The 14,751-nt window shown below is 49.1% G+C and carries 1 protein-coding gene; it reads right to left on the bottom strand.

Annotated features, from left to right (window positions below; translation table 11 throughout):
• Position 1 precedes the first annotated feature (1 nt).
• Positions 2–14,338 (bottom strand): non-ribosomal peptide synthetase, encoded by a 14,337-nt coding sequence (locus BM100_RS13175; protein WP_092511668.1) that lies wholly within the window; start codon positions 14,336–14,338, stop codon positions 2–4.
• Positions 14,339–14,751: the final 413 nt, after the last annotated feature.

Here is a 14,751-nt window from a genome sequence, read left to right on the forward strand (position 1 = left end):
TTTACACGTCCAAAATAGTTTTCTTTTCTGAGTTGAGAGGCGAGCTTTCATCTTCAACAAGATCAAATTGATGGGTAAGTTGGTTTAATTGCTCCATCGAAATGCCCTTGATGCCGAAATCACTGGGGGTTTTTATGCCACCGGATTGAGCCTGCGTTTGACCTGCCACCACGATGTTATTGAGTGCTTGTTCAAATGCCCGGAGAAATACTTCTGTCTGGGGTTGCGGCAAGCGGGAATCCACGTTGAACTGCAATTTCCCTGCCTGCACAGCGCCATTGATGCCCAGCAATAGATGGCTGCCGTTTGCTCTGGCTATCGAGTCTCCGCAATCATCACTGGTGATCGTCCAGTCTTGATGGCTGGAACCGCCTAACTGCCCGAGGTAGTTGAAACTGATGGTTGGCAATTCGCCGGTCAGGTAGCCCGCTTGATGCAATGCGCTGTAACCGATGCCTTTGTTCGGGATGTCACGAAGCATTTCTTTGGTGTGAATGATGGTTTCTGCGATATCCGCTTGCATTTCCAGACGAACCGGATACATGGTGGTAAACCAGCCGACGGTTTCGGAAAGATCCAATGCGCTGTCAATGGATTCTCGGCCGTGGCCTTCCAGAAGAATGTAATTCACAGTGCGGGAGAACGTTTCTTGCAAGGTCAGAGTCAGGGCACTCAACAGCAAGTCATTAATTTCCGTGTGATAACCCGTGTTGGCTTCATGCAGCAGGATATCGGTCATTTCTGCGGAAAGGCTTAACCGGTGCTGGGTGTTGCCAACTGTAGCCGGCATAATGTTGTTGCCGGCGACGACGTGTTTCCAATAAGAAACTTCATGTTGGTGCTGCTGCGCATAACGGTGAATAGCGGCTACCCATTGCCGGTAGCTGCTGGTTTTGGGCGGTAAGCTCATGCCCTGCAATAACAAACGCATATCTTCGGCGATAATTCGCCAAGAAACGGCATCAATGATCAGATGATGGAAGGCGAAGAATAACCGTGCGCTGCCATCCGCATATCCGGTCAGGTGGCCGGCCTGCCACAATGGCCCGTTATTGTAATCAAACCCGCTTTGCCATTGGGTTAATTGCTGATGCAGCGCTTCCTTATCCAATCCCCTGATATCACAGTACCGTAAAAGAGAATGTGAAGATGGAGCTTCCCCTGAATAGAGATAGTCGTGGGCAGCATCGTGCTTGTCGGAATAGCACTGGCGATAACCGTTTTCCGTTTCTATAAAGCGGGTACGCAACATATCATGCCGTTCAACCAACTTGTTTAGGGCGTGTTCAATCTGGCCGAATTCAATATCACCGGGGATCTGAATCATGAATGCCTGATTCCAGTGGTGTGGATCTGATAAACGCCAGTTGAAGAAGGTTTGCTGGATAGGCAATAAATCAAATTCCCCGCTCAATAATCCCTGTTCAGCAATGATTTTTTCTGCGGATGATGATTGTGACAGCCATTGTGCCAGTTGAGCCACGGTCGGTGCCTCAAAAATCGATTTAACCTGAAGGGAAAAACCCGCTTGGCGCAGTTTGGAAACCAATTGGATACTGACAATCGAATCCCCGCCAATACGGAAAAAATTATCGTCAATGCTGATGCGCTCCAGCTTCAATACCGCCTGCCAGATGGCACATAACTGCGTTTCCAGCGCATTGCGCGGGGCAATATAGTTGTCCTTGTTTCCCCAGACCGGTTCCGGCAGGGCGCGGCGATCGATTTTTCCGTTTTGGGTCAGGGGAATGGATTCAAGACGGGTAAAGCTGGCCGGTATCATGTATTCCGGCAGGCGCGAAGCGAGATATTTGATCAAAGTGTCATCAGACAGTTCATCTTCAGCGACCAGATAGGCTGCCAGTACTTTATTTCCTTGCCCGTCTTTATTTCCTTGATCCCCTTGATGAGTGCGGTCAATCACCACCGCCTGCCTGATTTGTGGATGGGATGTCAGGACGTTTTCGATTTCCCCCAGTTCAATGCGGAAGCCCCGCAGCTTGACCTGACTGTCATTGCGGCCGAGGTATTCGATGTTTCCGTCAGGCAACCAACGACCCAGATCGCCGGTTTTGTACATGCGGGCATCGGTTTCTGGTGAGAAAGGATCGACGAGGAAACGTTCTGCTGTCAGCTCAGGGCGATTCAGATAACCCCGGGCAACACCATCGCCACCAATATGAATTTCGCCGATGGCACCGATTGAAACCGCTTGCCCATAAGGATCGAGCAAATACATGCAGGTATTGGCAATGGGACGACCAATCGGAATGGATTGATTGACATCAACCGGAGAAGTGATCGCATAAGTAGACGCAAAAGTTGTCGTTTCTGTCGGGCCATAACCGTTAAGCAGACAGGTTGGCTGGGTTTCTGCTGACTGTACTTGCCTGATTTTTTGCGGGTTGAGGACATCCCCGCCGACAATCAAATAACGCAGTTGCCCGAAGATCGGGAGCAATGTCTCAAGGTATTCGTTAAACAAGCCGACGGTCAGCCATAAGGCCGATACGTTTCCTTCAATCAGTGCCTGACGGAAACGTATCGGTTCGAGCAATGCTGCCGATGAAACAATATACATCCGCCCGCCAGTGAGCAGGGCAGACCAAATTTCCCATGTGGCGGCATCGAAAGAGGTATTGGCGCAGTGGGCAATGCAATCATCAGGGCCAATGTCAGCAAAGCCATTGTTGATGATAAGACGCAAAATATTGCGATGCTCGACCATAACGCCTTTGGGTTGTCCGGTGGAGCCGGAAGTGTAAATAACGTAGGCCAGATGGCGCGACGTCAGCCCCAATTTTTGGGTATCCGGATTGGTGTCTGGCAGGGTTGCAAGTAATGCTGCCTGCTTGTCGAGCAATACCGTTTTATCATGCAGCTTTGATGGTACGGAACCGCTCAGTTTCTCGGCCTGCGCTGTCTGGGTCAGCAACGCCACGGGAGCGGCATCTTCCAGCATGTACGCCAGCCGTTCCGTAGGATAGGTCGGGTCGAGCGGTACGTAACCCCCGCCGGCCTTGAGGATGGCGAGTATTCCCACCACCATTTCCGGACTGCGTTCGAGGCAAATGGCAACCCTGTCATCCGGCCGCACGCCCAGCGCAATCAGGTGGTGAGCCAGACGATTGGCACGCTGGTTAAGTTCGTCATAACGGATCTTTTGCCCTTCAAAGACGACGGCAATGGCATCGGGGTGTTGGGCAACCTGCGCTTCAAACAGTTGTTGCAGGGTTTTGTCTTGCGGGTAGGGGGTTTCAGTCTGGTTCCAGCGTTCCAGCAAATGCCGCTCTTGTGCTGACAGGATATTAATCCCGAATAGTGGCTGTTTTTGATCAGCGACAAAAGCCGCCAACACGTGTTGATAGATGCCTGCCAGCCTGACGATTGTAGCCTCATTGAACAGGCTGACGGCATAGTTCAGGCAGCAGGTGATATTGGTTTGCCCGTCGGATACAAACAGGCTCAAGTCAAACTTGGCCGGACTGTATAAAGTTTCTGGCAATGCCACCGGACTGAAAGGCAAATTGAGTCTGTCCGACTGATTTTCAGCAAAACGGTGCAAAGTGAACATCACTTGAAAAATCGGGTGTCGGGAGGTATCCCGTTCGATGCCCAATGCTTCGACCAGTTGTTCAAAGGGCATATCCTGATGGGCTTTGGCTCCTGCAACCAACTGGTGGATCTGCCCAATCAGTGTTTCCACACTGGCGGTTTGCTGTAGTTGCGTCCTTAAGGCCATGGAGTTAACAAACATACCTATCAGGGGCTGGGTTTGGGCATGGTGACGGTTATCTGTAGGCGTGCCCAGCACAATGTCATCCTGTCCGGACAGTTTTGCCAGCATGACATAAAACGCACTGAGCAGCACGGTATACAGGGTGGTTTCCTGTGTTTTCGCCAGTGTCCGTAGTTGGTTTGATAAGGCATTTTCCAGCGTGAAATTGAAATCACGACCCTGATAATTGACGTGGGCAGGTCGGGAATGATCGGCAGGCAAAGCCAGTGGTTCATAACCCGCCAGCGTCTGTTGCCAGTAAGCAAGCTGGCGTTCTCCCACTTCGCCCTGTAAATAATCCCGCTGCCATGCCGCATAGTCGCCATAGGTGATATCCAGTGGCGGCAACTGACTGTCACGGCCTGCTGACAGGGCGTGGTAAATCTCTGCCAGTTCATCCATGAAAATATCAGCTGACCAGCCATCAAAGGCAATGTGATGCCACAACATCAGCAAGTAATGTTTCTCGCCGATTTGCTTGTTATGGATCTGATAATGGCGCAAGCGCAGGCTCGGCTCTGTGGACAGATCAAACGACGTGGCGATTTCCGCGCGAACCAAGTCCAGAAGCCCGTCAGCATCTTCGCAAACTTGTGCCGGCCGGATAACCAGTGGTTCGTCCAGCTGTTGCTGGTGGATTTGTCCGTCATCGTGATTGAGGTACACCATCTGTATGACTGAATGGCGTTCAGCCAGTTGATTGACGGCGGTTTCTAACAAGGGCAGGCAAGCTTCGTTATCCAGTTGAACCAAATAAGGAATGTGGTAAGCGTCGGTGCCTTGTTCAAACTGCTCAATAAACAACATCCGTTCTTGGGCAAATGACAGGGGATAATGGCCTGAGTTCAGGTGAGGAATAACCGTACAGGTTTGTTGCTCCGATTCAGATGAATACTCTATGCCGGCCGCCAAACCGGCGACAGTTTTCCGTTCGAACAATTGAGCCAGTGTAACGTCCGTTGCCAAACGTTGGCGGATAGCAGCCGTCAGCTTGATTGCCATCAACGAGTTGCCGCCAATGCGGAAGAAATTGTCATGAATGCCAACCCGTTCCAGCCCCAAAACCGCCTGCCAGATGGCGCAAAGCTGGGTTTCCAGCGCATTGCGGGGTGCGACATGATGGTCTTGGCTTTCCCAAACGGGTTCTGGCAGGTTCTGGCGATCCAGTTTACCGTTCAGCGTCAACGGAATGGCGTCAAGGCGGGTAAAACTGGCCGGTATCATGTATTCCGGCAAATGGGCGGAAAGGTATTCAACCAGACTTTCATCGGACAGCTCATCGCCTGTTGCCTCGGCAACCAGATAGGCTACCAGCACATCGTGGCTTTGGTGTTTATGGGCAATCACCACCGCTTGTTTCACCTGCGGGTGGGCTGCCAGAACGCTTTCAATTTCCCCCAGTTCAATGCGGTAACCGCGGATCTTGACCTGAAAGTCATTGCGTCCCAGATATTCCAGTTCACCGTTCGGCAACCAACGCACCAAATCACCGGTTTTATACAGTCGGTTGTAACCGAGGGCTTTTTCTTCGGCACGGGCAAACGGGTTTTCGATAAAACGCTCCGCAGTCAGTTCCGGTCTGTTCAGATAACCCGGCGCCAACCCCGCGCCTCCCACATATAACTCACCGGGAGCGCCAATCGGGACAAGACGCCCGAAATCGTCCAGCACATAGGCCGAGAGATCGTTTAATGGCCGGCCAATGTTGGAGGCGGTCACGGTGTCGTCTTGGGTTAATCTTTTATAGGTCACATGAACTGTGGTTTCAGTGATCCCGTACATGTTGACCAACGCCGGTGAGTGTTCCCCGTATTTGTTCCACCACGGATGCAACTGAACCGGATTCAGTTTGTCGCCGCCAAAAATGACCAGACGAAGGCGGGGATATGTCGCATCGGCATTCAATGAAGTATCGATGAAGGCATAAAATGCCCCCGGTGTTTGGTTCAGAACAGTGACTTTTTGCTCAATGCACAGTTGGCTGAACTGGACAAAATCTTTTGTGCATGCAACGGAAGGAATGACCAGACGCCCGCCATACAACAAGGCTCCCCACAGCTCCCACACACTGAAATCAAAGGTATAAGCATGGTACAGCACCCAAGTGTCGTGGTGATTGAATTGATATTTTTCTTGGGTAGCGGTGAATAGCCGCATCACATTATGGTGGGTCTGCAATACGCCTTTGGGTTTTCCGGTCGTCCCTGAAGTGTAGATGACATACGCCAGATCATCTCCGCGGCTGATAGAGGTTGGATTCTCTCCGGATGGAATACGGGACAGGGCTGGATCATCCGCGGCAACCATCAAGCAACTGTCAGGCAGTGATTGGGTATATTCTGCCAGTACCGTCAAATACCGTTGCTGGGTCAGTACGCAGGGTGTCTGGGCATCTTGCAGAATAAAACTGACCCGATCTGATGGGTATTCCGGTGAAATGGGCACATAAGCACCGCCGGATTTCAATACCGCCAGAATGCTGATCACCATTTCCAGACCACGGTCAAGGTACAGGGCGATCAGTGTGTTGACCGGCATTGGTTCTTGGTGCTGCTGCTGGTAATTTTCACGGAGTACCAAAGCCAGTTGGTTTGCCCGCTGGTTAAGCTCACGGTAAGTGAGGGTTTCTCCCTCAAATACCAGCGCCATATTATCCGGCATTGCGGCAACTTGTGCTTCGAACCGCTGTTGCAGGGTCTGGTCTTGGGAATATGGAGCAATGGCAAGCGGGTTCCATGTGTGCAGCAGTGTATGACGTTCCTGCGGGGAGAGAACATCAAGTTCAAACAGCGCCTGTTTCTGATCTGCCACAAAAGCGGTCAGTACACGTTGGTAGATATCGGCCAGCCTGACAATCGTGGCCTCGTTGAACAGACTGACGGCATAGTTCAGGCAACCGCTGATATTGGTGTGCCTGTCGGAGACAATCAGGCTCAGGTCAAATTTGGCCGGGCTGTACAGCGGCTCAGTCTGCTCAACCGGACTGAAAGGCAAATTGAGCCTATCCGGCTGATTTTCATCAAAATCATCCAAGGTGAAGACAACCTGAAAAATCGGGTGGCGGGAGGTGTCCCGTTCGATGCCCAATGTTTCAACCAATTGTTCAAAGGGCATGTCCTGATGGGATTTGGCATTCGTAACGCTTTGATGGGTCTGTTTAATCAGTGAGTTCACACTGGCGGTTTGTTGCAATTGCGCCCGTAATGCCAGTGTATTGACAAACATGCCAATCAGCGGTTGGGTTTGGGCATGGTGGCGGCTGTTTGCAGGCGTGCCCAGTACAATGTCATCCTGTCCGGACAGTTTTGCCAGCGTGACATAAAACGCACTGAGCAACACGGTATACAGAGTGGTTTCCTGTGTTTTCGCCAGTGTCCGTAGTTGGTTTGATAAAGTATTATCCAGCGTGAAATTGAAGTCACGGCCTTGATAATCAACATGAATGGGGCGCGGGTAATCGGTCGGCAGAGTCAGAGGCTGATAGCCTGCCAGCGTTTGCTGCCAGTAAGCAAGCTGGCGTTCACTGAGATCGCCTTGCAAATAATCCCGCTGCCATGCGGCATAATCGCCATAGGAAATATCCAGCGGGGGCAGTTGGCTGTCGCGGCCTGCTGACAGGGCGTGGTAGATCTCTGCCAGTTCATTCATGAAGATATTGACTGACCAGCCATCAAAAGCAATGTGATGCCACAACATCAACAAGTAATGTTTCTCGCTGATTTGTTTGTTATGGATTTGGTAATGACGCAGGCGCAGGCTCGGCTCCGCGGACAGATCAAACGGTGTGGCAATTTCTGCGCGCACGGTATCCAACAACTTGTCAATATTTTCACTGGGTGGAATTGACTGGATGGGCAGAGCGGCATCCAGCTTTTGTTGGTGAATTTGCCCGTCATCATGGTTGAGGTACACCATTTTCAGTACCGGATGGCGTTCAGCCAACTGATTGATGGCAGCTTCCAACAAGGGCAGGCAAGTTTTGTTATCCAACTGAACCAAATAAGGAATGTGGTAAGCGTCGGTGCCTTGTTCAAACTGCTCAATAAACAGCATCCGCTCTTGGGCAAATGACAGGGGATAATGTGCCGTGTTCAGGCGCGGGATCACGGTACAGGTTTGTTGTTCCGACTCTTGGGAGTGCGCCATTTCAGTTGCCAGACCGGCGACAGTTTTCCGCTCGAACAATTGAGCCAGTGTGATGTCCGTTGCCAAACGTTGGCGAATGGCGGCCGTCAGCTTGATTGCCATCAACGAGTTGCCGCCAATGCGGAAGAAGTTGTCATCAATGCCAACATGCTCCAGCCCCAAAACCGCCTGCCAGATGGCACAAAGTTGTGATTCCAGCGCATTGCGGGGCGCGACATAGCTGTTTCGGCTTTCCCACACGGGTTCCGGCAAAGCACGGCGATCCAGCTTGCCGTTCAGCGTCAATGGAATGGCATCGAGTCGGGTAAAGCTGGCCGGTATCATGTATTCCGGCAAATGGGCAGAAAGGTATTCAACCAGACTTTCATCGGACAGTTCACTGTCTGTGACCAGATAGGCTGCCAGTACATCTATCAGCGTGTCATGGCCTTGGCGCTTATGGGCAATCACGGCAGCCTGTTCCACTTGCGGATGGGCTGCCAGAACGTTCTCAATTTCCCCCAGTTCAATGCGGTAACCGCGGATCTTGACCTGAAAATCATTGCGTCCCAGATATTCCAGTTCACCGTTCGGCAACCAGCGCACTAAATCGCCGGTTTTGTACAGGCGGGTGTAGCCGAGGGCTTTATCTTCTGCGGTTGCAAACGGATTCGCGATAAAACGTTCAGCAGTCAATTCAGGTTGATTTAAATAACCCCGCGCCAATCCCGCGCCACCAACATGCAATTCTCCCGGTGTGCCTATCGGGGACAGGTTGCCGTAACTGTCCAGAACGTAGAGGCGGGCGTTATGAATCGCCGTCCCGATATTGGTTGGCGTGTCCCCGAGTTGATACTGCTTTTCAGTCGCACAAACGGTGACTTCTGTCGGGCCATAAGAATTCAGTATCTGGCTGTGGCGGCTAAAGTGTTCAAGGAAATCCAAAGAAGGGGATTCACCCGCAGTCACTAAAACCTGCAATGAGGGCAGTTCAGTCTCCGTCATTAATTTCAGGATAGCCGGTGGTAACGCGGCTATTTCAATGCCTTCCTGCTGAATAAGTTTCACAAGTGCAGGAAGATGGCGTTCTTTCTCACTGCAAATGTAAATTGTCAGCCCATTAAATAGGCTGGGGAATAACTCAAAAACAGAACCATCAAAGATGTAGTTGGCAAACATCAATGCCTTGCTTCTTCCCGGCGCATTGAAGAATTTTTCTTGTGCAGCCGCCATATGGATGACGTTTCTGTGTTCAGTCATCACCCCTTTTGGCTGGCCCGTCGTGCCGGAGGTATAGATGATATAGGCCAGATCGGTAAGTTTATTGATCGGTGGCAGATTTCCGGCAGGCTGGCCGGCGGTGATGGCTTGATCGTCTGCGGCTATCAGCGTGGGAGGTTCAGCAAATAATTCGGTGTACTCAGCCAGTGTTGCCAGGTGTTGCTGTTGGGTGATAACACACTGTGTCTGGGTATCTTGCAGAATAAAATTGACCCGCTCCGGCGGATATGACGGAAGGATGGGCACGTAAGCGCCGCCGGATTTCAATACCGCCAGAATGCTGCTCACCATCTCCAGACTGCGGTCAAGGTAAAGGGCGATGGGGGTATCTGCCGGCATGGGGGCATCAAATCGTTGCTGGTGGCGTGCACGGATCACTCCAGCCAATTGGTTCGCGCGTTCGTTAAGTTGATGATAGGTGAGCGTTTCACCCTCAAAGACCAACGCGACATTATCGGGGTTTTTCTCTACCTGATCTTCAAACAGTTGTTGCAGGGTTTTATCCTGCGGGTAAGGCACATCAGTTTGGTTCCACATGTGCAGCAGGGTATGGCGCTCCTGTGCAGAAAGGGGATCGAGTTCAACGAGTGCCTGTTGCTGATCTGCGACGAATGCTGCCAACACTTGTTGGTAGATATCGGCCACTCGCGTGATGGTGGTTCCATCAAACAGGCTGGTGGCGTAATTGAGACTGCCGGTCAGGTTGGTTTGCCCATCGGAAATAAACAGACTCAAGTCAAACTTGGCCGGGCTGTACAGCGGAATACCGGTTTCAACGAGGCTGAATGGCAGGTGGCTGCCCGGCAGATTTTCGCCAAAATTCTGCAATCCAAACATGACCTGAAAAATCGGGTGACGGGAGGTATCTCGCTCAACCTTTAAGGCATCCACCAATTGCTCAAAAGGAATATCCTGATGCATCTTGGCTTCAAGGAGGGTGGAGTGAACTTGCTTAATCAGCGTGTCTATACTGGCGGTTTGCTGAAGTTGAGTCCTCAATACCAGTGAGTTTACAAACATGCCAATCAGGGGCTGGGTTTGAGCTAGATAGCGGTTGTCTGTAGGCGTACCCAGTACAATGTCATCCTGCCCGGACAGTTTTGCCAGCGTGACATAAAACGCACTGAGCAGCACGGTATACAGGGTCGTTTCCTGTGCCTTTGCCAGCGCCCTTAATTGGTTGGAGAGTGTACTGTCCAGCGTAAAGTTGAAATCGCGGCCTTGATAATCGACATGGATTGGGCGGGGGCGATCGGTCGGCAGAGCCAGAGGTTCATGACCCGTCAACGCCTTCTGCCAGTATGCCAGTTGCCGCTCCTGAACTTCTCCCTGTAAATAATTCCGTTGCCATACCGCATAGTCGCCATAGGTGATATCCAGAGGAGGGAGCCGGCTGTCACGTTCTTCCCGCAAAGCTTGGTAGGTCTCTGACAATTCATCCATAAAAATATCAATAGACCAGCCGTCCACGGCAATGTGGTGCCACAAGAACAAAACGTAATGTTGATTGATTGGCACTGTTTGATGGGTTGAAGTTGTATAGCTAGTTGTATAGCTGTGCAGACGAAAACCCGGTTCATTGACCAGATCAAACGGCTTGAGCAGTTCAGCGCGCACTGTTTCCATCAGTGCATCAATGCTATTGCAAGACTGCGGCCTGAGTACAAGGTTATCTTCCAGCACATGTTGATATTCATGACCATCATTGTGGGTACGGTATACCGTTTTCAGCACGGGATGGCGCTCAACCAGCCGATTAATGGCCCTTTCCAGCAACGGCAGGCTGGCATTGGCATGGAGTTGTACCAGATAAGGAACATGGTATACGTTAGCGCCCTGTTCAAAACGTTCGATAAACAGCATGCGCTCTTGGGCAAATGACAGGGGATAATGCTGCAACCCAAGATGAGGGATAACCGTATGTATTGGCTGTTCCATATGGGCAGCCAGTCTGGCGACAGTTTTCAGCTCGAATATCTGGGCCAGTGAAACTTCCCGCGCCAAGAGGCGGTGAATGGCTGCAATGAGCTGAATAGCCATCAGGGAATTGCCGCCAATGCGGAAGAAATTATCGTCAACACCGATGCGCTCCAGCCCTAAAACATTCTGCCAGATAGCGCAAAGTTGGATTTCCAGTTCATTGCGGGGGGCAATGTAATCGTCCTGATTTCCCCACACAGGTTCCGGTAGAGCGCGGCGATCCAATTTGCCATTCAGGGTTAAGGGAATGGATGCAAGACGGGTAAAACTGGCAGGGATCATATAATCCGGCAGACGGCTGGATAAATGTCTTATTAATGTGTCATTGGATAGCTCGCCGTCTGTGCCTTCAGTTACCAAATAGGCTGCCAGCACTTTGTTCCCTTTATGCTCATGATCGATCACTACAGCTTGTTTGACTTGTGGGTGCGAGGCCAGAGCACTCTCAATTTCGCCCAGCTCAATGCGGTAACCGCGAATTTTGACCTGAAAGTCATTGCGCCCCAGATATTCCAGCTCACCGTTTGGCATCCAACGCACCAAATCACCGGTTTTGTACAGGCGGGTGTAACCGAGGGCTTTATCTTCTGCGGTCGCAAACGGGTTTTCCACAAAACGTTCTGCGGTCAGCTCCGGCCGGTTTAAATAACCCCGGGCCAGCCCGGCACCACCGATATACAGTTCACCCGGCGCGCCGATCGGGACAAGATGACCGGCGTTATTCAAAACATAGGCATGCAGGTCATTTAATGGCTGACCAATAACGGATGATGCTGTGGGATCGTTTTGAGCCAGCTTCTTATAGGTAACATGAACCGTGGTTTCTGTTATCCCATACATATTGATTAAACTGGGTGACTGATCGCCATAATGCACCCACCAAGGTTGCAGTTGCATCGGATTGAGTTTATCCCCGCCGAAAATCACATAGCGAAGATCAGGAAACTCAGCGCCCATATTTAATGAGGCATCAATAAAGGCATAAAATGCCCCCGGCGTTTGGTTCAAAACGGTGACTTTCTGCTGTGAACAGAGCTGGCTGAATCTGGCAAAGTCTTTTGTGCACTCAACGGTCGGAATAATCAGGCGACCGCCATAAAGCAGTGCGCCCCATAACTCCCAGACACTGAAATCAAAGGTATAGGTGTGGTAAAGAACCCAAGTATCTTTTTGGTTAAATTGAAAATGTTTATGGGCAGTCGTAAATAACCGTGAGACATTCTGGTGGGTTTGCAATACCCCCTTGGGTTGCCCGGTCGTTCCTGATGTATAGATGACATAAGCAAGATCGGAAGGCACATCTGTCTGTGCCAGATTGGCTGTTGGCTGGTTTTCCGTTAACGAAGGATCATCCGCCGCGATCAATTTGGGTTGGAAAGCCAGAGATTGCGTGCTTTCGTGCAGGGACAGCAAATGTTGTTGCTGCGTTATCACACAAGGGGCGCGTGTGTCTTCCAGAATAAATTGTACCCGTTCGCTGGGATATTCTGGTGAGATAGGTACGTAAGCGCCACCGGCTTTCAATACTGCAAGGATACTGACCACCATTTCCAGACTGCGGTCAAGGTAGAGGGCAATTAAGGTATCAGCTTGCATTGGTGCATTGTTTGTTGGCTGGTCTTGTTGCTGACATTGTTGTTGCTGGTATTGTTCGCGGATCACACAAGCCAACTGGTTCGCCCGTTCATTGAGCTGGCGGTAGGTCAGCGTTTCCCCCTCAAATAGCAACGCAACATTATCTGGCGTGATTGCCGTCTGTGCTTCGAACTGCTTTTGCAACGTACTGGATTGCAACGCCTTGTATTCAAGGGGATCGATTTGATTCCAGACACCCAGCAGAGTCTGGTGCTCCTGTTCTAACAAAAGGGGGAGTTCATTGACGAGAGAAGACGGTTTATCAATAAGGGCTATCAATAAATTCTCAAGCCGTGCAAACATATTATCGACATCTGGATCGCTAAAGTATTTTTGTAAGTAATTGATCGAAATTTTTAATTCCTGATCAATACCATAATCTTTTAAGCGAAAAGCGATAGGGTGAGTCTGTATTGCTGGATTTATATAATAATCATGAACATGAGACATTTCAGCCGCAGGATCTGAGAATTTCTCATAAGCGATAAGGATATTAGGTAAAAAAAAACCTTGATTATTGGCCATCCGGACAAGGTGGGATTGCGGGAATGAGCAATGTTGATAACTGCGTTTTATTGCCGACTCTATCTGTTTAATTTGTTCGGTCACACTGAGGGCGTCAGAGATACAGCAATGTACCGGATACATGTTTGTATGCATGCCAATGGTATATTTCTCTGATTTTGTCTTTCTTCCGTGTGTCACGGTATTAAACGTCAATTCTTGTTGCCCTGTCAGCGCTGACATCATAATACCGACAAGGCATGAAAAAACGGAACTCAGGTTACTTTGGTTTTTTTCGCAAAAAGCGTACAAAGGTTCTTTGACTGAAAGTGGCAATGTTATTGTTTTGTTATTGGCGCCATGATTTTGGTAATAAGGCATTAATTGGTGAGGTTCATGTTCTTTTAAGAAATGACACCAATAGTTATTGTCTTGTTTGTAATTATCGGAAGTTAAATACGCTCTTGCTTGAGTGACTGAATCTAAATATTGAGGTATTTCAGATAACCAGGCTGTTGATGTTTCTGCTTTAAGGCATGAATATAATCGATGAACATATTCATGCAGGCGGAATAAACCCAATCCATCAATAATAATATGATGGAATTTAGTGAGGAAATAATATTTTTTATCGGTGATTAATATCAATGAAGCTTGATATAGGGGGCCATTTTGAAGATCAATCGGAATATCGACATGTTGTTGTATCCAAAGATTTGCTTTTTCTTCTGCTTCCGGTTGATTTGAAAAATCATGAAATGTAATTGAATTGGGTTTCGATTTATTCTCAATGTATTGTGTCGCTTCATGGCCTGAATCAATCGATATATGCAACCGAAGTGCATCAATATGCTGATGTAATAAATTCCATGCCTGTTGCAAAATAGCAATATCAACGTCATCCTCCATCAAGGAGTACCAGCCTATATTGTGCAAGGTACTGTCTTTATAGAGTGTTTGTTCATAAAACACATCTTCTTGAGCAGGATGAAGATTATATAAATTTGAACTTACTAAATATTCAGATTTTGTCATAATGAATTATACGAATCGTTCCGTTCAAAAGTTATTTTCAATCCACAATTGCAAACAAGTGGATAACGAGTTTTTAACAAATTTATAGTGTTGATTTTGACATCAGGGAGAATGAATTTTCATCTTTCTACTGTGATTTGGTATATAACAGTAAAAATAAAGACAGACCACAAGGCTATGGGATGAAATATTAAGGGGGCAATATTCATGTTTATGGTCATATAATGTGGCGTTCCTTCTGTAATTATTTTTGAGGGGATAGATTTATACCAAATGCTTTTATTCTGTGAAAATTTATGTTACCTGCTGTTGTATGAATATGGTTTATTTTGCAATATGGCTGATTCTCCCTTATGAAAACAATTAAACTCTGTTTAATTTAGTGAATAAATTGTTTTATTTTAGAAATAACC

Origin of the sequence: Xenorhabdus mauleonii (assembly GCF_900113945.1) — a bacterium.
In the GTDB taxonomy this organism is placed as follows: domain Bacteria; phylum Pseudomonadota; class Gammaproteobacteria; order Enterobacterales; family Enterobacteriaceae; genus Xenorhabdus; species Xenorhabdus mauleonii.